This is a genomic window from Bradyrhizobium sp. SZCCHNS3002 (genome assembly GCF_032377435.1).
Lineage (GTDB): Bacteria > Pseudomonadota > Alphaproteobacteria > Rhizobiales > Xanthobacteraceae > Bradyrhizobium.
In genome coordinates this window covers 108,584-132,994 of record NZ_JAUHHY010000002.1, presented here as the reverse complement: position 1 = coordinate 132,994, position 24,411 = coordinate 108,584, and the positions used below count along the sequence as shown (strand labels likewise).

Below are 24,411 nucleotides of genomic sequence, written 5' to 3'. Positions count from 1 at the left end.
GTATACTGTTTATTTTGGACCGGAGACTAATCCCTCATCCTGATCGAGGCCAGAGAAATCTTATTGCTGGAGATCGGGCCGCCGGCCGCGCGTCATTTCGGTGGGCCTCTGCCGAAGATGGTGTCGAGCACGGCGAAATAAGTGCTCTCGACCAGCTCCGGCGCATGCCGGCCGAGCGCCTCCATCTTCACGCCCGAATTGATTTCGAGCACCTGCCAGCGTCCATCGGCCAGCACGAGGTCGACCGATGCGTAGCGGATGCCGATGACGCGCGCCGCCGCGGTGGCGAGCGCAGCACAGAGGTCCCGTTGCGCGCCGGGTTCGAGCAGCTCGGGTTGAGCCCCGAATTCGAGATTGTGGCGCCAGCTCAGCAGGCGCTGCTCGCCACGCGGCACGACGGCGCGCAGCGCAGACGCGTCGAATTCTGCGTCGAGGCGCCGCAGGAGTTGCGCGTGTCCCGCGGCCGGAGTGGCCGCCAGCGCGAGGTCGCGGAGCGACTTGACGCCATCGCCCATCACGATGGGGCGCTGCTTGCGATAGACGATCATGGCTGCGTCATCGAGCTGCACGACCCGGACTTCGTCGATGATGTCCATGAGCGGCGCGATCGCGACGTTCGCGTCGGTCTCGAAGATGCCGTTCACTGCGCGCAGCAGGTCATCCTTCGCCGTGACGCGGACCACCGACCGCCCCGAGGTGCCCTCGTTGGGCTTGACCACCAGCCCGCGCGGATGCGTTTCGAGCAGCGCCAGCACGGCCTCGGCCGTCTGGCCGGACTGGCCGCCAAGGACCGGCGCCAGAAAGAATGCGTGTGGAACCGCGGCAATCCCGTCGGCTCTCAGCAGCGCCGAGGTCGCCGCCTTGTCACAGGCCAGCCTGTGCGCCACCGCACTGTTCAGGCCGAGATCATAGCCGAAGATCAGGTGACGCCGGGTGGCATCCTCGAGCACCAGCAACCAGCCGTCCTCCCGCACGTCGAGCGCGATGCCTCGTTCGACGCAATAGCGGGTGATGGCGGCGAGCTGGGTCTGCGGATGGTTAATCATTGCTCAAGGATTGGGCCGGAGATGCGGAATTAAAGTGCTGGAAAATCGGAATCTCGGCAAGTAAATTACCCACATCGTTTGTGTACGAATGAACGGCCGATCGAGGCGATTCCGGGCATCAGCCGGCATGCATTTGATCGTGATCAATGGTGCGTCCACGCGGGTTGATTATTCGCTGTTTTCACGTACATCAGGCGCCGAAATCGCTGGATCTATAGGGTTTTTGCGGTCCTGCCTCCGTCACGACTTGTTTCTTCCAACTTCAGCCCACGTGAAAAAACAAACGACATGAGCGCGTTCTATAAAGAGAAAGTTCTTTCCGTTCACCACTGGACGGACACCCTGTTCTCCTTCCGAGCCACCCGCGATGCGGGCTTCCGCTTCCAGAATGGTCAGTTCGCGATGATCGGCCTTGAGGTCGAGGGCCGGCCGCTGCTGCGCGCCTACAGCATGGCGAGCGCCAATCACGAGGAGGAACTCGAGTTCTTCAGCATCAAGGTGCAGGACGGTCCGCTGACCTCCCGGCTGCAGAAGATCAAGGAAGGCGACACCATCCTGGTCGGCCGCAAGGCGACCGGGACGCTGATCCCCGACAACCTGCTGCCCGGCAGCCGGCTGCTGCTGCTGTCGACCGGCACCGGCCTTGCCCCGTTCGCCAGCCTGATCAAGGATCCCGACGTCTACGAGCGTTTCGAGAGTATCGTGCTGGTCCACGGCTGCCGCCAGGTCGCCGAGCTCGCCTATGGCGAGAGCGTCGTCGCCAAGCTGCGCGAGGACGAGCTGTTCGGAGAGCTGCTCGACGGCAAGCTGCAGTATTATCCGACCGTCACCCGCGAGCCGTTCCGCAACCGCGGCCGCATCACCGACCTGATCTCGTCGCAGCAGCTGTTCAACGATATCGGCCAGCATGAGCTCGACATCGCCAAGGACCGCATCATGATGTGCGGCAGCCCGGCGATGCTGGAGGAGCTCAAGACCATGTTCGAATCCCGCGGCTTCCTCGAAGGCAGCGGCAACGAACCCGGCCATTTCGTGATCGAGAAAGCGTTCGTCGAGCGCTGAGCCGCCAAGCTTCCGACTTTGACACTTTCGAAAGAGCGCCTCGACGCAATCGGGGCGCTCTTTTCGTTGGCAATATCCTCCTTGCGCGTTTCGAAGCGGCCGTGCGATTTTCGGCAGCAAGACCGGACCTGCAGACGTCCGGCGCGACACAGGGAGGGGACTTGGATTGCCCGAGCGGCGGCCATCCCCGATACAATGAGGGGTACGGCCATGGATTCCATCGTTCGCAGACAGACGCTCGGTGACCTCCTGCGGCGGAGCGCGGCGCGCACGCCAGGCAAGACGGCGGTGATCTGCGGCGATACGCGTTGGACCTACGCCGAGTTCAACGCCATCGTCGACCGCCTCGCGGCCGGCCTCGCCGCGCGCGGCGTCGGCAAGGGCGAGCGGGTCGCCATCCTCGCGCGCAACTCTCATGCCTTTGCCGCCCTGCGCTTCGCGCTGGCGCGGCTCGGCGCTGTCCTGGTGCCGATCAATTTCATGCTCAAGCCGGAGGAGGTCGCCTACATCCTCAAGCATGCGGGCGCGCGGCTGCTCGCGACCGACAGCGGCTTTGCCGGCGTGGCACGTGCTGCCAAGGCGCTGGTGCCGGCGGTCGAGCAATTGATCTGGCTGCCGTCGGAAGGTTCGAGCGAGCGGCAGGCCGACATGATCGATTTTGCCGAGCTCGCGGCCTCGACGGCGACGGTGCCTGCCGTCGAGATCGCCGGAGGCGACGTCGCGCAGATCGTCTACACTTCCGGCACGGAGTCGCTGCCGAAGGGCGCGATGCTGACCCATGACGCCGTCATTTGGCAGTATGTCAGCTGTATCGTCGATGCCGGCATTTCCGCCGACGATGTCACCCTCCACGCGCTGCCGCTGTATCACTGCGCGCAGCTCGACGTGTTCTTCGGGCCGTCGATCTATGTCGGCGCCACCAACATCATCACCGCGTTTCCGACGCCGGACAATCTGCTGCCGCTGATCGCGAAATATCGCATCACCTCGTTCTTCGCGCCGCCGACGGTGTGGATCTCGATTCTGCGCTCGCCGCTGTTCGAGACCACCGACGTGTCCACTTTGCGCAAGGGCTATTACGGCGCCTCGATCATGCCGGTCGAGGTGCTGCGCGAGCTGGCGCAGCGGCTGCCGAAGGTGCGTCTGTGGAATCTGTATGGCCAGACCGAGATCGCGCCGCTGGCGACGATGCTCGGACCCGACGATCAATTGCGCAAGCCGGGCAGTTGCGGCCGCGCCGTGCTCAACGTCGAGACCCGAGTCGTCGATGACGACATGAATGATGTCGCCCCGGGCGAGGTCGGCGAGGTCGTGCACCGCTCGCCGCATCTGATGCTCGGCTACTTCCATGACGACGAGCGCACTGCCGCCGCCTTCCACGGCGACTGGTTTCATTCCGGCGATCTCGCGACCATCGACGACGAAGGCTACATCACCATCGTCGACCGCAAGAAGGACATGATCAAGACCGGCGGTGAGAACGTCGCCAGCCGCGAGGTCGAGGAGGCGCTGTATCTGATTCCGGAAGTGTCGGAGGTCGCCGTCGTCGGCCTGCCGCATCCACGCTGGGTCGAGGCGGTCGTGGCGATGGTCGTGGTCAAGTCCGGCTGCGAGCTGACCGAGGAGGCGGTGCTCAAGCAGGCCTCGGCACGGCTCGCCACCTTCAAGACGCCGAAGCGGATCGTGTTTGTCGATGCGCTGCCCAAGAATCCGAGCGGCAAGCTCTTGAAGCGTCAGTTGCGCGAGGCGCATTCGGGGTTGTTTGCGGAGGGGTAAGCAGCTGCCTTTGGCGATCGCGTGTCTCGGCGGGGAGGCGCCGAGGCCGCTACGGCGCCGTGGGCCGATCTCGCAGTGCCGCAGCCGATAGCCTTGGGCTATCGACGTTGTGATATCATCGATGGCCGATTGCGCGCGCTTGTGTAACGATTGCTTCGCGATAGCAGTACTATCGTGACACCGGACCTTCCACGAGCTGCCCCGAGGCCTCCCATGGATACGCTGCTGCTCCCGTTCTCGCCGCGCTTCATCGTGCTGACGATCTGCGCCACGGCGACCGCTTTGCTGCTGATCCTCGGCATCTACGACCGCAAGATCTTCGATCTCGTCCTGATCCCGCTGCTGATCTTCGGTGCGCTCACCCTGCTCGGCATCCGCGATCTCGTGCAGAAGAGCCACGCAGTGCTGCGCAATTATCCGATCTCGGCACATATGCGGTTCTTGCTCGAAGAGATCCGGCCCGAGATGCGGCAGTATTTCTTCGAGAGCGAAAAGGACGGCATGCCGTTCTCGCGCGACACCCGCGCGGTGGTCTATCAGCGCGCCAAGATGGAGCTCGACAAGCGCCCGTTCGGCACCCAGGAGGACGTCTACCGCGAGGGCTACGAATGGATGCACCATTCGATCGCGCCCAAGCCGCATGCGGAGGAGAAGTTCCGCATCACCATTGGTGGTCCGGATTGCACCAAGCCGTATTCGGCCTCGGTGTTCAACATCTCCGCCATGAGCTTCGGCGCGCTGAGCCCGAATGCGGTGCGTGCCCTCAATGGCGGGGCGAAGAAGGGCGGCTTCGCCCACGACACCGGCGAAGGTGGCTTCAGTCCCTATCACGCCGAAATGGGCGGCGACATCATCTGGGAGATCGGCTCCGGCTATTTCGGCTGCCGGCGTCATGATGGCACGTTCGATCCCGAGGCGTTCACGCGGGTCGCGAGCCACGACCAGATCAAGATGGTGGAGCTCAAGATCAGCCAGGGCGCCAAGCCTGGCCATGGCGGGGTGCTGCCGGCCGCCAAGGTGTCCGAGGAGATCTCGAAGATCCGCGGCGTCTCGATGGGCGAGGATTGCATCTCGCCGCCGGCGCATCGCGCGTTCTCGACGCCCATCGGCATGATGCAGTTCATCGGCGAGATGCGGCGACTGTCGGGCGGCAAGCCGGCCGGCTTCAAGCTGTGCATCGGCCACCCCTGGGAATTCCTCGCGATCTGCAAGGCCATGCTGGAGACAGGCATCTATCCCGACTTCATCGTGGTCGACGGCAATGAAGGCGGCACCGGTGCCGCGCCGCTCGAGTTCATGGACCATCTGGGCATGCCGATGCGCGAGGGCGTCAGCTTCGTGCACAATGCGCTGGTCGGCCTTGGCATCCGCGACCGCATCAAGATCGGCGCCTCCGGCAAAATCGCCACCGCGTTCGACATGGCGCGCGCGATGTCGATCGGCGCCGACTGGTGCAACGCGGCGCGCGGCTTCATGTTCTCGCTCGGCTGCATCCAGTCCTTGAGCTGCCATACCGACAGATGCCCGACCGGTGTCGCCACCCAGGATCCGACGCGCGCTCGCGCGCTGGTCGTCCCGCACAAGCTCGACCGCGTCTACAACTATCATCACGCGACCCTGCATGCGCTGGCCGAGCTGCTCGCCGCCGCCGGTCTCGAACATCCGCAGGACCTGCGGCCGATCCACTTCTCACAGCGGACGTCGACCACTGAGGTGTCCTCGTTTGCCAAGCTGTATCCGGCGCTGCGTCCTGGCGAGCTGCTCGACGGCACCCAGGACGTCCGCTTCCGCGACGCCTGGGCGATGGCGCGAGCCGATACGTTCGCGGCGGTGCAGTAAAACGCCTTGCGTGATTGTTCTTGGGAACCTTCCGGCTCCAATTCCATCTAAGCCACGCGTGCTCAGCTTGGATGATCGACAATGCCTTGGACCACAGCGACCACAGTCTCCGCGGCGACGAGCGGCGAGGATGACCTGATCCGACGGGCAAAAGCCCGGGACGAGACCGCCATCCGGGCCATCCTCCAGGCCAACAACCGTCGCCTGTTCCGGATCGCCCGCGGCATCCTGCGCAATGACAGTGAGGCGGAGGACGTCGTGCAGGAGACCTATGTCCGGGCGCTCACCCATCTCGACGAGTTTCGCGGCCAGTCCAGCCTGTCGACCTGGTTGGTCCGCATCGCAATGAACGAGGCGATGGGACGCCTGCGCGGACAACGGCCCGCACTGCAACTGGATGTGCAGCACCAAGACAGGCCAGGGGCCGAGGTGATCCAATTTCCCGCTACGTCGAGCGATCCGGAGAAGTCTGTGGCGCAGCGCCAGATCCAGGCCGTCGTCGAACGGGCGATCGATGACCTGTCCGAGCCGTTTCGCCTGGTGTTCATCGCCCGCGTGATCGAGGAGATGAGCATCGACGAGACGGCGGACTTGCTCGGATTAAAGCCCGAGACCGTGAAGACGCGCTTGCATCGCGCCCGCGGCATGTTGCGCGAGAACGTCGAAAAGCAGATCGGTCCCGTCCTTCTGGACGCGTTTCCCTTCGCCGGCCCGCGTTGCGAGCGGCTGACCGACGCCGTGCTCGATCGTCTTCGACGTCCGGCGTGAAGATTCCCGGGAACGTCGGCTCCCGCTTTTCATCCAATCCCTGTGCAGCCATTCACCCGCCGGCCACGAGGTCCGGCGCCACAGGAGATGAGAACCATGTTCAAGCATATCGGCACGATCGCCGTCGCGCTCTGCGTCACGAGCAGCGCCGCCCTGTCGCAGGGCGCCAAGCTCAGCGATCCGCAGATCGCGCATATCGCCTACACAGCCGGCGAAATCGACATCAAGGCGGCGAAGCAGGCCTTGGACAAATCCGGGAGCAAGGAAGTCAAGGAGTTCGCCCAAGGCATGGTGCGTGACCACGAGGCGGTCAACAAGCAGGCCCTCGCCCTCGTCAAGAAGTTGAAAGTCACGCCTGAGGATAACGACACCAGCCGCGCACTGTCGAAGCAGGCGAGCGAGAAGCTCGACGAGCTCGGCAAGCTCAAGGGCGCGGCCTTCGACAAGGCCTATATCGCCAACGAGGTCGCCTACCACAAGACGGTGAACGGCGCGCTGGAGACGCAGCTCATTCCGTCCGCAACCAACGCCGAGCTGAAGGAGTTGCTGCAGACCGGCCTGAAGCTGTTCCAGGGCCACGAGCAGCACGCCGAGCATGTCGCGGCGGATCTGAAGTAGGACGATCCGATGCTGTCGGGACGCATCACTCTCGTGAGCATGGTTGTGCTCGCCGCCGTGAGCGTTCCGGCGCGCGCGGCCACGATCCGGATCGTGGTGGACAAGCTCGAATTCTCGCCGGCCGCGGCTTCGGCCAAGGTCGGCGACACCGTCGAATGGGTCAACAAGGATGCGCTGGCTCATACGGCGACGGCGCGGGATGGCGCATTCGATGTCATTTTGCCGCCGAGCAAGACGGTGAGTTCGGTCCTCAAGAAGGCGGGCGCGGTCGACTACTACTGCCGCTTTCACCCCAACATGAAGGCGACCCTGACGATCGCGCCGTGACGCCGCTGGCCTCAATGCGGGTTTTCCAGGCTGAAGGTCTCGGATTGCTCGTCATAGGCAAACAGCTCGGCGTAGCGGCCCCATGATACGATGGTGTGCAGCGTCTCGTCGGCATAGTGCTCGGACATGTAGTCCTCGAGCTCGATGCGGAAGCGCGCGGCCGGCGCGGCGTGCGAGGGGCGGTCGTCGAGCACGCGGCGGATCAGCCCCATCAGCGGCACGTTCTCCATCAGATGCTGCGCGAACAGCTTCTTGCGCTCGTCGGTCTCTTGATGCGCGAACCGCCGTCCGGCCTCGGTCAGGGTCAGATCGCCTTCGCTGAGCTGGGCGAAGCGCAGGAGCTGCAGCGCCTCGGCCAAGGGAAAGATCTCGTCGACCTCGAGCTGCAGATGGCCCGCCAGCACCGGCAGGTCGGCATGCCCATTATAAGGTTCGCCGGCGAGCGTCTCGATCAGGCCCGAGATCGAGTTCGACGACACGTGGCTGAGCACCATGCCGACGCCGGCGCTGGCGGTGCTCGGCAGCTTCGGCTCGGGCCGCTGCGTCATGCGGGCATAGAGACTGTCGACGAGCTGGCGGAACGCCGGATCGAGCCGGTTGCGCGGATGCGGCAGGTCGACCTTGAACTCGGCGGCGACGCGGCCGGGATTGGACGAGAACACCAGGATGCGGTCGCACATCAGCACCGCTTCCTCGATGTTGTGCGTCACCATCAGCACCGACTTGATCGGCAGCCGCCCGTCGGTCCAGAGATCGACGAGGTCGGTACGAAGTGTCTCGGCGGTCAGCACGTCCAGGGCCGAGAACGGCTCGTCCATCAGCAGCAGGTCGGGATGCACCACCAGCGCGCGGGCGAAGCCGACGCGCTGGCGCATGCCGCCGGAGAGCTCCTTTGGAAAAGCGGATTCGAAACCGTCGAGACCGATCAGGTCGATCGCGGCCAGCGCGCGCTTGCGCCGCTCGGCGCTGTCGACACCGAGCGCCTCGAGGCCGAGCTCGACGTTCTGCAGCACGGTCAGCCAGGGAAACAGTGCGAACGACTGGAACACCATGGCGACACCAACGGGCGGGCCGGCGATGATCTCGCCGCGGCAGCGCGCTTCGCCCGAGGATGGCGACACCAGGCCGGCGATGATCCGCAGAAGCGTCGACTTGCCGGAGCCGGAGCGTCCGAGCAGGCCGACGATCTCGCCGGCGCGGATCGTGAGGTCAACCTTCTCCAGCACGACGAGATCCTCGCCGCTGCCCTTGGGAAACAGCCGTCTGACGCTCTTGATCTCGATCAGCGATGAGTCCTTGACCTGGTCGCGCATGACAATTCTCCCGGTCAGCCGAGCCGCAGCCGGCGTTCGCCGAAGGCATAGAGCGGCCGCCACAGCAGCCGGTTGAACAGAGTGACGAGAATGCACATCACGGCAATGCCGAGCACGACGCGCGGAAAGTCGCCGTGCTCGGTGGCCGCAGCGATGTAGGCGCCGAGCCCGCTTGCGGTGAGATGGGTATCACCCCAGCTCGCGACCTCGGCGACGATCGCCGCGTTCCACGAGCCGCCGGAGGCGGTAATGGCGCCGGTGATGTAATAGGGGAAGATTCCGGGCAGCACGACCTTGAACCACCAGCGCCAGCCGGTGAGATGCAGGCTCGCGGCGGCCTCGCGCAGGTCGGTCGGGAAGGCGCTGGCCCCGGCGATGACGTTGAACAGGATGTACCACTGCGTGCCCAGGATCATCAGCGGGCTCAACCAGACATTGGCGTCGAGGCGAAAGCGCACGATGAGCACGACGAACACCGGGAAGGCGAGGTTGGCCGGGAAGGCGGCGAGGAATTGCGCCAGCGGCTGGATGCGCTCGGCGAGCTTCGGCCGCAGCCCGATCCAGACGCCGACGGGCACCCACATCAGCGACGCCAGCGCGATCAGCACCGCGACGCGGATCAGCGTGATCAGGCCGTAGCCGATCGCGGTGAGGACGTCGGTGAGCGCCAGCGTCGCCGAGAGATAGAGATAGGTCTTCCAGCCGGCATAGACGCAGCCGAGGATGACCACGGCAAGCCAGAGACCGTCGACCATCTGCGACGGCGGCGCGTGGCGCACGGGGCCGCTCCAGGCTTTCGGCCAGTTGATCCGCAGGTTCGAGAAGGTGCGGTTGAGCGCAGCGAACGGCATCGACAGCGAGCGCAGGGCGCGGGTGCGCCGGAACAGATCGAGCATCCAGGAGGTGGGCGGATTGCCGGAGGCGGTCTGCTCGAAGCGGAATTTGTCGGCCCAGGCCACGATCGGGCGGAACAGCAGCTGGTCATAGGCGGTGATGACGAGCAGCATGGTCAGCAGCGCGGCGCCGATCGCCGCCAGATCCTTCTGCTGAATGGCGAGCGCGACATAGGAGCCGATGCCGGGCAGGGTGACGGTGGTGTTGCCGACCGTGATCGCCTCCGACGCCACGACGAAGAACCAGCCGCCGGACATCGACATCATCGCATTCCAGATCAGGCCGGGCATCGCATAGGGCACGTCGAGCCGCCAGAAGCGCTGCCAGCCGGAGAGGTGGAAGCTGCGCGTCGCCTCCTCCAGGTCCTTCGGCACGTTGCGCATCGATTGGTACATGCTGAAGGTCATGTTCCAGGCCTGGCTGGTGAAGATCGCGAACACGCAGGCGAGCTCGGCGCCCAGCACCTGGCCCGGAAACAGGTTCATGAAGAACACGACGGTGAAGGTCAGGAAGCCGAGGATCGGTACCGACTGCAGGATGTCGAGCAGCGGGATCAGCACGATCTCGGCGCGCCGGCTCTTGGCCGCGAGCGCCGCATAGACGAAGGTGAAGACGAGCGAGCACGCGATGGCGAGCAGCATGCGCAAGGTGGTGCGCAGCGCGTAGAGCGGCAGGTTGGACGGATCGAGCGAGACAGGGGCGGTGTCGAGCGCGGACAAGGGCTGGGTGGTCTGCTCGCCGCCATAGACGATCAGCACCATCGCGCCGACCACGATGATCAGCGCGACGACGTCCCAGATATTGGGGCGCACGGTTTCGCGCAGCACGGTCGTCCTGATGTCCCGGAGCAGCATCGGCATGTCTCGTCTGGTCGGCCGCAACCATCGGCGGAGGCTGCGGACGTGGCCGTGTCGTGGCTTGAGGGCTGGTCGGCCGGACAGTGCCGGCCGAATCCGCACCCTAAGTGCCCTGTGTGATGGTTTGATATCAAGCGGAGCGGTCGGGATCCGGCCTCTCGGTCCGGCCTATCAAAGGATACGCAGGCAGCCTCTTCACGTTCCCGCGACGAGGCTAGTCGAACGCAGATGCGGCTTGGCTTGGGGCTCCATCGGTACGGAGACGCCGGGTCACATCTGTCGCGCCGACGACGGTCAGCGCCTCCCCCGCTTGCGGGGGAGGTCGCATCGCATCGTCAGGTGCGATGCGGGTAGGGAATGCTCCGGGAGCGACTGCCGCTGTGGCGCCCCCACCCCAACCCTCCCCCGCAAGCGGGAGAGGGAGCGCACTGGTCGGGCCGCAGCAGTGGGGCTCAATCACCCCACGTTCGGCTCGCCGCCGTCCGGCGCGAGCCTCGTCGCCAGGATCTTGTCGATGCGGCGGCCGTCGAGGTCGATGATCTCGAAGCGCCAGCCTTGCAGCTCGAAGCTCTGGCCGACCTCGGGCACGCTGCCGAAGTGCTGCAGCACGAGGCCTGCGACGGTGTGATAGCCGCGATGCGGCGGCACCTCGATCGCCAGCACGTCGGCGAACTCGTCGAGTTGCATCCAGCCGGAGACCAGCAGCGAGCCGTCGTCACGGCGGACGCAGGCCGGCTCGGGCGGGCCCTCCTCGGAGGAGAACGCGCCAACGATCGACTCCAGGATATCCGCCGCGGTCACCACGCCTTCGAACGCGCCGTATTCGTCGTGCACCAGCCCCATATGCACGGGCGCCACCTTCAGGATGGCGATCACGTCGCGCGCATCGACGGTGGACGGAATGATCGGCACCTCGCGCACCAGGCTGCGCAGGTCCGGCGTCTCATCGCGCAGATACGCCGCCAGCAGGTCCTTGGCCTGCAGCACGCCGATCGGACGGTCGCGCTCGCCGTCCGACACCGGCAGGCGCGAATGCGGGCTCTTGGCGAGCAGTTCGCGAATGGCCTTGGGGTCGTCGTTGAGGTCGACGACGTCGACCTCGGGCCGCGGCGTCATGATGGCGCCGACCGGACGGTCGCCGAGCCGCATCACGCCGGCGATCATCTCCTTCTCGCCTGGCTCGAGCACGCCGGCGGTCTCGGCCTCGCGCACCAGATGATGGATCTCTTCCTCCGACACTTTCTCCTCGGCCTCGCCGGAGCGGCCGAGCAGCGTCAGGATCAGCTTGCCGGAAAGGTCGAGCAGCACCACCAGCGGCAGCGACACCTTGGCGAGCAACTGCATGGCCGGCGCGACGCGGACGGCGATCGCCTCGGGATCACGCAGCGCGAGCTGTTTCGGCACCAACTCGCCGACGATCAGCGTGGCATAGGTGATAATGGTGACGACGAGGCCGACGCCGACGATGTCGGCGACGGAAGCCGACAGGCCGAGCTCCAGCAGCGACTGCGTCAGGCGCTGGCCGAGCGTGGCGCCGGAGAATGCGCCGGAGAGCACCCCGACCAGGGTGATGCCGATTTGCACCGTCGAGAGGAACCGGCCGGGATCGGACGCCAGCGCGAGCGCCCGACGGGCGCCGGAAACGCCCTTTTCCGCCAGCAGCGCCAGCCGCGCGGGACGCGACGACACGATCGCGAGTTCGGACATGGATAACAGTCCGTTGACGACGATGAGGACGACGATGATGGCGAGTTCGACGGAGAGCATTTCGACCTTGTCTGGCGCCCGGAGGGGCAGGATGGGGACAGGTCCTAGCATATGGGGACGGCAAGCGCCCAATGCCGGTGTGCGGAGGTGGCGTGCATGGGAGGGCTGAAAGTGGGAGGCTGGTTCGCTTGAGGCACGGGCAGCTCCTGAACCTCCCGTGTGGTCCCGGCGAACGCCGGGACCCATACCGCGCGATCTATCGAAGGCACTCGGAACGGCGACGAATTGCCGCCACCACGGGCGCTGACGATCAGGCAGGACAACTGCCAGCGAGGTCCCTCGATGGCGTCCGCGGTATGGGTCCCGGCGTTCGCCGGGACGACACCTTTTGTGGAGCGCCAGTTTCGGCTCTCACTGGCGTCAGGCCGCAGGGCGCAACGCCTGCGCGACCGCTCCTCAGAAATCCCCGTGCAAGCGCCCCGAGAAGATCGACACCGGGCCGCGGTCGGCGTTGTAGGCGGGGTTGTTGACGAACTGGTAGTCGGCGGTGAAGGTCAGGTATTTGTTGATGGAATAGGCGTAGTAGGCCTCGATGATGCTCTCGCGCCGGTAGTTCAGCGCGCCGTCGCCGATCAAGGGGCCGAGGCCGCCGGCGGAGAGGAAGGCGCGGTGGTCGCGCGACAGGCCGTTGGTCACGCCGGCGAGGCCGATCGTGTCGTCGGGACGGCCCCAGCGGGTGCCCTTGATCGAGGTGCCCAGCGACAGGCTGTTGTCGATGTCGGTGAACGCCATGATCTCGGTCTTGCCGTCGTTCCAGCTCCAGCGCCCGAACAGGCCGACATCGTCCGTCACCGCCTGGTCGAAGCTGACGACATAGCCGTATTTGCTGCGGCCGCGACGGGTCTGGGTAATGTCGGCGTTGAGCGCGGGATTGTCGAGCGTCTCGCGGTAGCTGCCGGAGAAGGTATTGTTGAAGAAGCCGATGGTGCGCAGATGGCCGGGCTGCGAGAACAGTTGATAGCGCGTCTCCAGCTCGACGACGTAGCTGCCGCGCTTGAACACCTTCATGTCGAAATTGTTCGAGTTCGAGGTCGCGTCGACCAGAAAATAACCGGCGCGCAGCGCCCAGCTCTTCTGGTTGAGCTCGGCTGTCGCGCCGTAGGTCAGGCCGAGCTTGTCGGCGGCGTAGTCGAAGGCGCCGGGCGCCCACACCGACCAGTTCATGAAGTCCTTGCGCGCGTCCTTGGCGTAGGCATTGCCATCGAACACGTCGAGCACGGGGAATTTGCCGACCTGCACGGTGAGCCGCGAGACGTCCTGCTTGCCCGATAGCTGCAACTGGCCGCTGCCGAGCTGCTCCTGCTCGCCGCCGAAGCCGAAGGTCTGGCGCAGGAACAGGCGCGAGGTGTTGTAGTGGGGGTATGGAAAGTCCGACTTCTGCGCCTCGCCATTGGGGAAGCCGCCAAGGCCAACGGTGTTGCTGAGGCCGAAGCCCTGCAGCAGCTCGGGATTGTAATAGACCTCGCCGCCGTCCCACAGCCGCGCATTGATGAACAGGCTGTTGCTCCAGGTCTCCTGGAACTGGCGCGCGGGCGTCAGGCTGTTGGCGCCGGTATAGGCGGCGCGGAACGCCGGATAGCCCTGGCCGAGCACGGTCGCCTGGCCGTGGATCTCCCAGCGGTCGGATTCGGGATCGGACGGATCGCTCTTGAGCTTCAGATCGGGACCGCCGGCGAAGTCCAGCTTGCGGTTGAGCCCAACCCGCAGGGTCTGGAATTCGAGCGCGGAATTGTAGCTGGCACCGTTGGAGAAGCGGACGCCGGCGTTCTCGAAATGGCTGTAGAGATATTCGAGGCGCCAGCTCCAATGCGGCGCAAAGCTGCGCTCGATGCCGGCGCCGGCGGCCCAGCCGAGCCGCGTCGTCAGCAGCTTCTCGGTGTCGCCGGCCGCAGTGGTGTTGATGAAGCGGCCGCCGGTCCAGGCCAGGCCGCCGGTGGCATAGACCAGCCAGTCGCCCCTGACGTAGCCGACCCGGCCGCGGGCGGTGGCGACATAGTCCCACAGCTCGGAGACGTTCGAGCCGGGTGTGCCCAGCATCGCGACGGTGTGGTTGGAGGTGAGATAGTTCGGAAAGCTGAAATCGCCCTCGAGCCCGAGCAGCAGGCCGGAGCGGGTGACCCAGTTGTAGCCGGCCTGCGCGCCACCGGTGAGGCCGCTGAACGGGCTGCCGGCGCTGGCCGTCCCGCTCGGGTCGGTCAGGGTCGCCCGGGCATGGTCACGGGTATAGCCGGCATGGACGCCGACATAGAGGCCGGTCCAGTCGAACACCGTCTGTGCCATCCGGGCCTTGACCGGCAGGTCGGCGGCAGCAGCGGGGGCGGCGAGCGCGGCGATCATGGCGGCGGTCGCGATCGTCTCCCGGGTGCAGTTCGAACGGATCATGGCAGCAGATTCCCAAGGCGAGGCACACGACGACACCGGCAACGTCACACCTGATTGCCCGCGCACAGTCACGAGAAGATTACGGAGTAGATGATGTTCGATCGGAAGTGTGGATGAGCTGCGGCGATTTAGGGATGATTTATATTGCGATTAATTCGCAACAGCAAGCGCAGGGCTGGTTCATTCGGTTTCTGATTGCGGGTGTGGCGCCTGCGCAACAAAAAACCCGCCCGGGGCGGCCGGCGGGTTGTCGAGATCGCGGATCGGGGCAGGTGGAAGCCCGGCCGTGGCGGATGGGGCGAGGCGGGCCTTGGCCGTGATTGGGCGGGGCGAGGCGAGCGCCCAGCATCAATAGCCGCAGGCCCTGACGCGGCCGACATACTGGCCGTAGACGTTGTACTGCGGCACCCAGCGGCAGTACCGATAGCCACCGCCGTAATAGTAGCCGTCGTTGCTGGCGGCGATGGCGCTGCCGACGACGGCGGCTCCGACGAGGCCGGCACCGACGCCCCAGCCCCAGTGATGATGGTGGAAGCCGTTGGCCGCAGCGGGCGTCGACGTCGCCGCGATGCTGCCGGTGACGGCGAGCGCGGTCAGTGCGAGGGCGGCAATCTTGGTCTTGATCGACATGGTCGAAGGCTCCTGTTTGCTATTGGGGCGGCCGGCGTCGGCCGCTTGCCAAATTGGACGGAGCCTTTTCGAAACCGGTTCGAATCGCCGGATGAGGTGCCCGGCGCCCTGAAAATTCGTTCGTTGATACAGGGGCTTGGCCTCGGTTCAGCAGCCCGGCAACGGGCCGCGGCGAAGCGTGTTCACGTCGAAGTTATCGACGTCCTCCAGCAGCGCGCAGAACGCCCGCGCGCCGTGGTCCAGCACGCGCTCGCCCTTCTCCGCCGACGCCTGCGTGGCATCGCCGACCGCACCGCTCGCATTCAGGTCCTGCGTCTGCCAGGCCATCGGCGCCGGCCGCTGCGTCGAGAGCACCTTGCAGGTGGTTTCCATTTCAGCGCCGCGCGAGGGGAAAGCGGCGATGGCATCGGTGCGCACCAGCGTGGGATGGCAGGCCAGCATGATCGAGGTCTCGACGGCGCCGCCGTGGATGCCGTGCCGCAGCTCATCGGCCGAGAACAACCCATCGGGCGCACCGAAGCGCGACCATGACGTCGTCACCACCAGCATGCGGTGATCAGCGCGCAGATCCTGCGCGACCAGGGTCATCGCAGCGCTGTTGCCGCCATGGCTGGTGACGATCACGAGCTTCCTGAGTCCAGCGCGCGCGACGCTGTCGCCGAGAGCACGCCAGCTCCGCAGCGCGACCTCCGTCCGCACGGTCAGCGTGCCCGGATAGTCGATATGCTCGGTCGAGATCCCCACGGGCTGCACCGGCAGCACCGTCACCGGCAGCGCCGGCGGCAGCAGCGCGCGGACGCGCGCGAGATAAGCCTCGGCAATGTAGACGTCAGTGCCGAGAGGCAGGTGCGGCCCATGCTGCTCGGTGGCGGCGAGCGGCAGCACCGCGATCCAGCGCGCGGTCTCGGGCGTTCCCGAGTCGGGCGCTCCAAAATCCGGCCAGTGCAGCTCGGTCCAGTCGCGGGGCGGCACGGTCATCGCGCGGGCCATTTCCTTCGTCCGTCGGGCAGGGTAGTTATCACCGATTGATCTTAGCATGTTCAGCCAGAAAGAACCGGGGAGACCAGACATGGCGCAGGCGCTTCTGTCGCGAACGTTAATGGCGGCATCGCTGGTCGTAGCCGGACTGATCTCGGCGGCTCAGGCCCAGATGCTGGACAAGGTCTCGTTCGGCACCAACTGGGTTGCCGAGGCCGAGCATGGCGGCTTCTTCCAGGCGGTCGCCGACGGCACCTACAAGCGCTACGGACTGGACGTGACGATCGTGCCGGGCGGTCCGAACGAGAACAACCGCATGCTGCTGATCTCCGGCAAGATCGAGTTCTTCATGGCCGCAAATACGCTGATGTCGTTCGACGCCGTCGCCAACAACGTGCCGGTGGTGTCGATCGCGGCGATGTTCCAGAAGGATCCGCAGGTGTTCCTGACCCATCCGGAGTCCAGGATCACCAAGCTCGAGGAGCTGAAGCCGCTGACCCTGTTCGTCTCCAAGGAAGGCATCTCCAGCTACTATCAATGGCTGAAATCGGAATACGGCTTCTCCGAGAAGAATGTCCGCCCCTACACATTCAATCCGCAGCCCTTCATCGCTACGCCGCAGAGCGCAATGCAGGGGTATGTCACGTCGGAGCCGTTCGCGGTCGAGCGCGCCGCCGGCTTCAAGCCCGGCGTGATCCTGCTCGCGGACAACGGCTTCAACACCTATTCGACCCTGATCGAGACGCGGCGCGACCTCATCGAGAGCAAGCCGGACCTGGTGCAGCGTTTCGTCGATGCTTCGATCATCGGCTGGTACAATTACATCTACGGCGACAATTCCGCGGGCAACGCGCTGATCAAGAAGATGAACCCGGAGATGACCGATGATCTCCTTGCCTATTCGGTCGCCAAGATGAAGGAGTACGGCATCGTCGATTCCGGCGACAGCGTGGAGAAGGGCATCGGCGCCATGACGGACGAGCGCGTCGCGAGCTTCTTCGACAAGATGGTGCGGGCCGGCGTCGTCAAGTCGACGATCGACTATCGCAAGTCGTATACGCTGCGTTTCGTCAACAAGGGCGTCGGCATCGATCTCCGGCCGAAGAAGTAGGACGCTCGAGCGGCGCTTTTAGCAAATGAGCTCACCCCCTTCGTCCGAGCGCGCCGTTGCGACCGCGGTATGCCTGCGCGGCGTCACCAAGGTGTACGAGTCCGGCGTCGCCGCGCTGGGGCCGATCGATCTGACCATCGCCAAAGGCGAATTCGTCTCGCTGCTCGGCCCCTCCGGCTGTGGCAAGTCGACGGCGCTGCGCCTGATTGCGGGTCTGGTGGCGCCAAGCGCCGGGACGGTGGATGTCGCCGCCTCGTCAGAGGCGCATCCCGGCGATCGCGTCGGCTTCGTGTTCCAGGAGCCGACCCTGATGCCCTGGACCAGCGTGCGCGACAATGTCGGCCTGCCGTTGAAGCTTGCGCGGGTGCCGGCGAGCCAGGCGCGTCCAAGGATCGATGCGGCGCTCGAGCAGGTCGGTCTCGCTGATTTTGCCGACGCCTTTCCGCGCGAACTATCCGGCGGCATGAAGATGCGCGCCTCGCTGGCGCGCGCGCTCGTCACGCACCCCGGCATCCTGCTGATGGACGAGCCGTTCGCTGCCCTCGACGAGATCACGCGCTTCCGCCTCAACAATGATCTGCTGGAGCTGTGGCGCAGGCTGAACATGACGGTCGTGTTCGTCACCCATTCGGTGTTCGAGTCGGTCTATCTGTCGCAGCGCGTGCTGGTGATGACGGCGCGACCCGGCCGGCTCAGTGCCGAGATCAGGATCGACGCTGACCAGCGCGATGATGCGTTCCGTGCCTCGCCGGCTTATGCCGATGATTGCCGCCGGGTCTCTGACGCGCTCGCACCGGCCTATACCGGAGTGCATGCGCTGTGAGCATGCAGGGTCGAGAATCGTCCCTCTCGGGCGCGCGGCTTGCGAGCCTCGCCTTTCCCGCGATCGTGTTCGTCGCTGCGATGACGGCGTGGGAGCTGGTTGTGCGCCTCAACGGCATCCAGCCCTATGTGTTGCCCGGGCCGCTGCTGGTGCTGAAGACGCTTGTCGCCGATTGGGACATTCTCGCGCAATCGCTGCTGACGACCCTGATCACGACATTCGAAGGCTTCATCGCCGCAGCGCTCGGCGGCATCGCGCTGGCGCTGTTGTTCAACCAGTCGAAATGGCTGGAATGGGCGTTGTTTCCCTATGCCGTCGTGCTGCAGGTGACACCGGTCATCGCGATTGCGCCGATGCTCCTGATCTATCTGCCGCAGCAGACGGCGGTGGTCGTGTGCGCCTGGATCGTCGGCTTCTTCCCGGTGCTGTCCAACACCGCGCTCGGCCTCAACTCGGTCGATCGCAATCTCGCCGGGCTGTTCCAGCTCTATGGCGCCTCGCGCTGGCAGACCTTGCGCTATCTGAAGCTGCCGGCGGCGCTGCCTTACATTCTCGGCGGCCTGCGCATCGCCGGCGGCCTGTCGCTGATCGGCGCGGTCGTCGCCGAGATCGCGGCGGGCAGCGCTGGTGCCGGATCCGGTCTCGCCTATCGCATCGCGGAATCCGGCTATCGTCTCAACATACCCCGCATGTTCGCAGCGCTGGTGCTGCTGTCGGTCGCCGGGATTGTCATTTATGGCTTGCTGGCGCTAGTTTCGCACCTCGTTTTACGGCGCTGGCATGAGAGCGCGCTTGGAAAGGACAACTGATGGCGGCGACTTCGTCTGACAAGATCGATGTTCTGGTCTATGGGCCGCTGCGGCCGATCCTGGAAAAAGGATTCCCGGACAGCTTCAACGTGCACCATGCGACGACGCAGGCCGATCTCGAAGCGCTGCCGGCGGACGTGAAGGGCCGGATCCGCGGCATCGCCGTGACCTTCCACACCGTGAAGACCGACGCCGCCGTGATGGCGATGCTGCCGAAGCTCGAGATGATCGCAAGCTTCGGCGTCGGCTACGACCACATCGCAGCCGCGCACGCCGGACAGCACGGCATCATCGTCACCAACACACCGGACGTGCTGACCGAGGAGGTCGCCGACGTGGCGCTCGGGCTCCTGATCGCGACGTGCCGCGAATTCATCAAGGCCGATCGCTTCGTTCGTTCGGGGGAGTGGAGCGAGAAGCCCTATCCGCTCAGCGTCGGCTCGCTGCGCGACCGCACCGTTGGCATGGTCGGCATGGGCCGCATCGGCCAGGCGATCGCGCGCCGGCTCGAAGCGTCGCTCGTCCCCGTCGTCTATCACTCGCGCAACCCGGCGGCGGGCGTCGCCAACAAACACTATCCCGACCTGCTCGCGATGGCCAAGGACGTCGACACGCTGGTCGTCATCGTGCCTGGCGGTGCCGGCACCAACAAAATCGTCAACGCCGAGGTGCTGAAGGCGCTCGGACCGCGCGGCGTCGTCGTCAACGTCGCCCGCGGCTCGGTCATCGACGAGCAGGCTCTGGTCGAAGCGCTGAAGTCCGGCACCATTCTCGCCGCCGGCCTCGACGTGTTCGAGAAGGAGCCGGCGGTGCCGGACGCGCTCAAGGCGATGGACAATGTCGTGCTGCTGCCACACATCGGCTCGGCTGCCATCGTAACCCGCAACGCAATGGATCAGCTGGTGGTCGACAACCTCAAGGTCTGGTTTGCCGGCAAGCCGCCGCTGACGCCCGTTCCGGAAACGCCGGTGAAAGGTCGCCGATGAAACGTCCGCTCCCATTGCTGATCGCGCTGCTGTCGGTGGCGGGCGTCCCTGTCGTCGCACAAGACGCCGCCAGCCTGAAGAAGGCGATGATCGGGCAGTGGGAGCTCGCGACCACCGAGCGCAGCAAGACCTGCGTCGTGACCCTGAAGCCGGACGTCGCGCCGCGCGGGCAGAAGCTCGAGCTGGAGCCGAGCTGCGCCACGGCGCTGCCCTTCACCAAGGACATCGCCGGCTGGAACGTGAAGGGCCTCGACATCGTCAGCCTCCAGGCCGCCAATGGCGAGGCGGTGATCGATTTCACCGAGGTCGAGGCCGGCATCTTCGAAGGCCTGCGCCAGGGCGAGGGCGTCTACATCCTGCAGAACCTGGCGGCGGCGCGGTCGCTGGCGAAATCCATGGACCAGATGATCGGCGACTGGGCCATGGTCCGCGGCAACGGCGCCACGATCTGCAGCCTGGTGCTGACCAACAACGACGCCGGCAATGATAATTTCCAGGTGTTCGTGAAGCCGAAATGCGATCCCGCCGTCGCGGCGTTCGCACCGAGCCAATGGCGGCTCGAGCATGGCCAGATGATGCTGATGTCGGACCGTGGCGAGACCTGGCGGTTCGAAGCGGACGACAATGCGCAGTGGCGGCTCGTGCCCGACAGCGCCAATCCGCTGATCATGCTCAGGCAGTAAGGCGAGCCGCGCGCCGCTGAGGCCCTGCTGCGCGGCGGGCACGTCTGTTCCGGCACCGTTTGGTTAACGACTGGTTGCGCGCTGGTTCCACGCATCGGAACTTGTTGTTTACGCATTGTGCGTCTGATGGTTGTACTCCACCCAGGGAGCCCGCCATGCGTGAGCTATTGCGCCGGTTCAACAGGTCGCTGCCGTCGTTCAGCCTGAACGACAAGATCTCCGCGGCTGCGGCCGCATTCGCCGTCCTGGTGATGCTGTCCACTTTGGGCGCGCTGTCGGCGCTGCGCGAGCAGCGCCTGTTCTACGATCGGCTCGAAGCGCTTGCCGCGGCGTCCCGCAACACCGAGCGGACCAACGCGCTGATCTACGCGGTCGTGATGGAATCGCGCGGCATCTACATGTCGGCGGACCGCACCGTCGCGCGGCGCTATGCCGATGCGCAGCTCGTGAAGCTGGCGCAGCTGAGCAAGGTGGTGGAGGAGTGGGAAGCCCAGGTCACCGACGGTGACGCCGCGCTATTCACCCCATTCAAGAAGCGGATCGAACAGTTCGTCGCATTCCGCACCGAGATGGCGCGGCAGACGATTTCGGTCGGATCGTCGGCGGCGCGCGAGCTCGGCGACAATGACGAGAATCGCGCGGTGCGCACCGCGCTCAACGAGGACCTCGAGAAGTTGTCGCGGCTCTATGCCGACCGCACTCGCGAGCTCGGCGAGGCGGCCGATGCGCGCGGCATGGCCGCGTTCTATCTGGGGGCGCTCGGAGCGGTGATCATCACGCTGATCGCGGCCGCCGCGCTGGCGCTGCGCCGCGGCGTGCTGATGCCGCTGCTCGACATCGCCCGCGTCACCGACCGCATCGCCGCCGGCCGCATCAAGCTCAAGATTCCGCATGCGCGGCGTCATGACGAGATCGGACGGGTCGCGCAGGCCGTCGCGACCTATCAGGACGGTGCGTTCCGCCTGCAGGAGCTCGAGCAGCACGAGGTCGAGATCGAACGCCAGTACACCGACATCCTGCGCCAGCACGAGCAGCTGGAGCAGGGTGCGATCAGCAGCCAGCAGCGGCTCGATGCGGCGGTTGCCAACATGGCCCAGGGCCTGATCATGCTCGACGGCTTCGGCTATGTGCTGATGGTCAACGATCAGTACCGCAAGCTCTACGGTGTTCCGGCGTCGATCGCCAAGCCCGGCGCGCACATGCGCGAAATCCTCGCGCATCGCGCCAAGCTCGGCCTGATGCGTGAGAAGCCGTCGGAATTCCTCGCCGCGCTGCGCGAGCGCATGAAGGAGCGAAGAGCCGAGATCGTCGAGGTCGCGCTCGCTGACGGCCGCATCATTCGTGTGTCGGAGCGTCCGATGGATGGCGGCGGCTGGGTCGCAACGCATGAGGATTTCACCGCCCAGCGCCGCAACGAGCGTATCCTGGCGCGCGCCGAATACTTCCTCGCCGCCCTGCTCGAGAACATCCCACAGGCGGTGGTGGCAAAGGATGCGGAATCGCTGCGTTACGTCTTCGTCAATCGCGCCACCGAGGTCCTGTTCGGTCTGCCGCGGTCGGAGATCATCGGCCGCGCCGCGCGCGACCTGTTTCCAGAGCCGACATGCACCCTCATCGAGGATTTCGATCGCCAGCTGCTGGCCGACGTGTCCGATGAAACTCCGAAGGCGCACAGCGTCGAGATGCCCGGCAACCGCCGCCGCGACGTGGTGGTGCGCCGGCTGCCGGTCTCGATCGGCGAGGGGGCGCCGAAATATCTTCTCAATATCATCGAGGATCGCACGCCGGAACAACGCGCCGCGGCCTGACGCCTTGTCGCAGCAGTCCGGGATCCTGCTGCCTTGACGTCGCCTTGATCTGCATCAAGAACGGCCCCGCCGGGTGGAATAGCGTGCCCGAAACGGAGACCTGTTCATGATCCGACGTCTGGGGATTCCTTTCGCCACGCGCTTGGGCGCTGCCGCGCTGCTCATGCTTGCGGTCGCAGCGCCGCTGCATCAGGCTGCCGCGCAGGACGCGCTGGGTGGCGCCATCCTCGGCGGCGCCGGCGGCGCGATTCTGGGCGGCGCGATCGGCGGCGGCCGTGGTGCTGCGATCGGCGCGGTGATCGGGGCCGGCACCGGAGCTGCCATCGCGGCCGACGGCGAGCGCCGTCGTGGCGGTTATTATTCCTATCGCAACGGCTGCTATCTGCAACGCGGCGACGGCTCCTGGGTTCGCGCGCATCCGCGCTACTGCTACTAAGCCTTATCCGTCGGCCGAATTGGCCGCTTGGCCGCGCGATGAACGCGCGGCCGGCGACTTGGTTGCGCGCTCCAGCACCTGGATGACGCGCGGATCCTCGCAATGCGCGACGTTGAAGCGCATCATCGTCGCGGCGGATTGCGCCGCGCTGAAGACGTCGCCGGGCGCGAGCACCACGTGCTCCTCGAGCGCGGCCTGGGCCACCTCGATCGCCGTACAGCCGTCCGGCAACCTGCACCACAGATGAAAGCCGCCGCGTGGCATCAGCCATGGGGCGATACCGATGCGCTGCAGCCGTGCCGCCACCCGCGGCCGCGCTCGCGCAAGCCGTGCCCGCAGGTCCTCGACGTGCTTGCGGTAGCTGCCGCTGGTCAGCACCTGGGTCAACGTCTCCGCGGCGAATTGTCCGGGACCGCCGAAGCCGGTCGCGATCTGCAGGTCGATCAGCGGCTCGATCCAGTCCGCGCGCGCCGCGATGTAGCCGCAGCGCACCGAGGCCGACAGTGTCTTGGAGAAGCTGCCGACCAGGATCACCCGCGCAAGCCCGTCGAGCGCGGCGAGCCGCGGCGACGGCGCGGGTTCGAAATCGCCGTAGATGTCGTCCTCGACGATGATCGTGTCATGCGCTGACGCGGCGTTGAGCAGCCGGTGCGCCGTCTGCAGCGACAGCGTCGCCCCGGTCGGATTGTGCAGACCGGAATTGGTGATGTAGAGCCGCGGGCGCTCGGCCGCGAGCACTGCCTCGAACCGGGCGATGTCGGGTCCGCCCGGCGTCATCGGCACGCTGACGATCCGCGCCTGATGCGCGCGCAGCAGGGCGAGGAAGTTGAAGTAGCAGGGATCGTCGACCAGCACGGCGTCGCCGGGACGCAGCAGCATGCGGCAGATCAGGTCGATCGCCTGCGTACCGGACGAGGTCAGCACCAGTTGCTCGCTGAACGCGTCGATGCCGATAGCGGCAAGGCGGCCCTGCAGCAACCGCCGTAGCGCCGCCGATCCGCGTGCAGCGCCGTAGTCGCTCAGCACCCGCCCGCCGCCGCGCGCCAGCGCGCGGACCGCGCGCCGCAGCGCGTCCTGCGGCATCCACTCGGCCGGCAGCCAGCCGCAGCCGGGCGTCAGCGTTCCCGGCCCGGCGTCGAGCGACTGCCGCGACACCCAAAACGGGTCGACCGCGCGCGGACGGCGCGGCTCGCGATCGCCGAGGGCCAGCGGCGGCAGCGCCGTATCGGCGACATAGAAGCCGGAGCCGCGCCGGGCGCGGATCACGCCTTCCGCGGCAAGTCGGTCATAGGCCTCGACGACGGTGGCTGGCGAGACCCCCATCGCCGCGGCGAAGGCGCGGATCGAGGGCAGACGCTGGCCGGCGCTGAGCGCGCGCGTCGCCAAGCGCTGCCGGATCGCATCGACCACGGCGATGGTCCGCGTGCCGCCCCGGCGGGAATCGCGCGTCACTTCTCCCAAGTGTGTCGCCCTTTGCACCAATACAGATTGTGGAAAT

Annotated in this window: 21 protein-coding genes; 13 read left to right on the top strand and 8 right to left on the bottom strand. The window is 66.0% G+C overall.

Annotation, left to right across the window (positions count from 1 at the left end):
* Positions 1–92 precede the first annotated feature (92 nt).
* The gene (locus tag QW845_RS05010) at positions 93–1,046 is read right to left on the bottom strand and encodes a RimK-like protein (RefSeq protein WP_315800537.1); all 954 of its coding nucleotides are present in this window, start codon (positions 1,044–1,046) and stop codon (positions 93–95) included.
* Between the two features lie 288 nt (positions 1,047–1,334).
* Here QW845_RS05010 and QW845_RS05005 point away from each other — a divergent pair, with 288 nt between their 5' ends.
* The 6 genes from QW845_RS05005 to QW845_RS04980 all read left to right on the top strand — a co-directional run bounded on the left by QW845_RS05005 (position 1,335) and on the right by QW845_RS04980 (position 7,436).
* Positions 1,335–2,108: a ferredoxin--NADP reductase gene (locus QW845_RS05005; protein ID WP_315715287.1), complete on the top strand. Its 774-nt coding sequence runs from the start codon at positions 1,335–1,337 to the stop codon at positions 2,106–2,108.
* Positions 2,109–2,318: 210 nt separating this feature from the next.
* Positions 2,319–3,884 carry an acyl-CoA synthetase gene (locus QW845_RS05000; RefSeq protein WP_315800536.1) on the top strand — a complete coding sequence of 522 codons (1,566 nt, stop codon included), beginning with the start codon at positions 2,319–2,321 and terminating at the stop codon, positions 3,882–3,884.
* A gap of 213 nt (positions 3,885–4,097) precedes the next feature.
* Positions 4,098–5,723, top strand: a complete 1,626-nt coding sequence (locus tag QW845_RS04995; RefSeq protein WP_315800535.1) for an FMN-binding glutamate synthase family protein — start codon at positions 4,098–4,100, stop codon at positions 5,721–5,723.
* 81 nt (positions 5,724–5,804) lie between these two features.
* Positions 5,805–6,491, top strand: a complete 687-nt coding sequence (locus QW845_RS04990; RefSeq protein WP_315800534.1) for an RNA polymerase sigma factor — start codon at positions 5,805–5,807, stop codon at positions 6,489–6,491.
* Between the two features lie 96 nt (positions 6,492–6,587).
* The gene (locus tag QW845_RS04985; protein ID WP_315800533.1) at positions 6,588–7,109 is read left to right on the top strand and encodes a DUF4142 domain-containing protein; all 522 of its coding nucleotides are present in this window, start codon (positions 6,588–6,590) and stop codon (positions 7,107–7,109) included.
* Positions 7,110–7,118: 9 nt separating this feature from the next.
* Complete coding sequence (locus QW845_RS04980) at positions 7,119–7,436, top strand: cupredoxin domain-containing protein (RefSeq protein ID WP_315800532.1); 318 nt, start codon at positions 7,119–7,121, stop codon at positions 7,434–7,436.
* A gap of 11 nt (positions 7,437–7,447) precedes the next feature.
* On the opposite strand, the gene QW845_RS04975 is transcribed toward QW845_RS04980, so the two are convergent.
* The 6 genes from QW845_RS04975 to QW845_RS04950 all read right to left on the bottom strand — a co-directional run bounded on the left by QW845_RS04975 (position 7,448) and on the right by QW845_RS04950 (position 16,269).
* On the bottom strand, positions 7,448–8,749 hold the full coding sequence (locus tag QW845_RS04975) for a nitrate/sulfonate/bicarbonate ABC transporter ATP-binding protein (RefSeq protein WP_315800531.1): 1,302 nt from the start codon (positions 8,747–8,749) through the stop codon (positions 7,448–7,450).
* Between the two features lie 14 nt (positions 8,750–8,763).
* Complete coding sequence (locus QW845_RS04970) at positions 8,764–10,497, bottom strand: ABC transporter permease subunit (RefSeq protein ID WP_315800909.1); 1,734 nt, start codon at positions 10,495–10,497, stop codon at positions 8,764–8,766.
* Positions 10,498–10,956: 459 nt separating this feature from the next.
* Positions 10,957–12,267 (bottom strand): hemolysin family protein, encoded by a 1,311-nt coding sequence (locus tag QW845_RS04965; RefSeq protein ID WP_315800530.1) that lies wholly within the window; start codon positions 12,265–12,267, stop codon positions 10,957–10,959.
* A 396-nt stretch (positions 12,268–12,663) separates the two neighbouring features.
* Entirely contained in the window at positions 12,664–14,649 is a 1,986-nt protein-coding gene (locus tag QW845_RS04960; protein WP_315800529.1) for a carbohydrate porin, read from the bottom strand.
* 348 nt (positions 14,650–14,997) lie between these two features.
* Entirely contained in the window at positions 14,998–15,279 is a 282-nt protein-coding gene (locus QW845_RS04955) for a hypothetical protein (RefSeq protein ID WP_315752260.1), read from the bottom strand.
* 147 nt (positions 15,280–15,426) lie between these two features.
* Positions 15,427–16,269, bottom strand: a complete 843-nt coding sequence (locus tag QW845_RS04950) for a creatininase family protein (protein ID WP_409997871.1) — start codon at positions 16,267–16,269, stop codon at positions 15,427–15,429.
* Positions 16,270–16,378: 109 nt separating this feature from the next.
* Between QW845_RS04950 and QW845_RS04945 the strand changes: the two genes are divergently transcribed.
* From QW845_RS04945 to QW845_RS04915, 7 genes are all read left to right on the top strand, one after another.
* Complete coding sequence (locus QW845_RS04945) at positions 16,379–17,368, top strand: ABC transporter substrate-binding protein (RefSeq protein WP_315800907.1); 990 nt, start codon at positions 16,379–16,381, stop codon at positions 17,366–17,368.
* A gap of 25 nt (positions 17,369–17,393) precedes the next feature.
* Positions 17,394–18,191, top strand: a complete 798-nt coding sequence (locus QW845_RS04940) for an ABC transporter ATP-binding protein (RefSeq protein ID WP_315800528.1) — start codon at positions 17,394–17,396, stop codon at positions 18,189–18,191.
* Between the two features lie 2 nt (positions 18,192–18,193).
* On the top strand, positions 18,194–19,000 hold the full coding sequence (locus QW845_RS04935) for an ABC transporter permease (protein ID WP_315800527.1): 807 nt from the start codon (positions 18,194–18,196) through the stop codon (positions 18,998–19,000).
* Entirely contained in the window at positions 19,000–19,986 is a 987-nt protein-coding gene (locus tag QW845_RS04930) for a 2-hydroxyacid dehydrogenase (protein WP_315800526.1), read from the top strand. The genes QW845_RS04935 and QW845_RS04930 overlap by 1 nt, the downstream gene beginning before the upstream one ends.
* Before the next feature lie 86 nt (positions 19,987–20,072).
* The gene (locus QW845_RS04925; RefSeq protein ID WP_315800906.1) at positions 20,073–20,669 is read left to right on the top strand and encodes an AprI/Inh family metalloprotease inhibitor; all 597 of its coding nucleotides are present in this window, start codon (positions 20,073–20,075) and stop codon (positions 20,667–20,669) included.
* A gap of 155 nt (positions 20,670–20,824) precedes the next feature.
* Positions 20,825–22,477, top strand: a complete 1,653-nt coding sequence (locus QW845_RS04920) for a PAS-domain containing protein (protein ID WP_315800525.1) — start codon at positions 20,825–20,827, stop codon at positions 22,475–22,477.
* A 106-nt stretch (positions 22,478–22,583) separates the two neighbouring features.
* Entirely contained in the window at positions 22,584–22,913 is a 330-nt protein-coding gene (locus QW845_RS04915; RefSeq protein WP_315800524.1) for a hypothetical protein, read from the top strand.
* A 3-nt stretch (positions 22,914–22,916) separates the two neighbouring features.
* Here QW845_RS04915 and QW845_RS04910 read toward each other — a convergent pair whose 3' ends face one another.
* On the bottom strand, positions 22,917–24,365 hold the full coding sequence (locus QW845_RS04910) for a PLP-dependent aminotransferase family protein (RefSeq protein WP_315800523.1): 1,449 nt from the start codon (positions 24,363–24,365) through the stop codon (positions 22,917–22,919).
* Between the last annotated feature and the right edge of the window lie 46 nt (positions 24,366–24,411).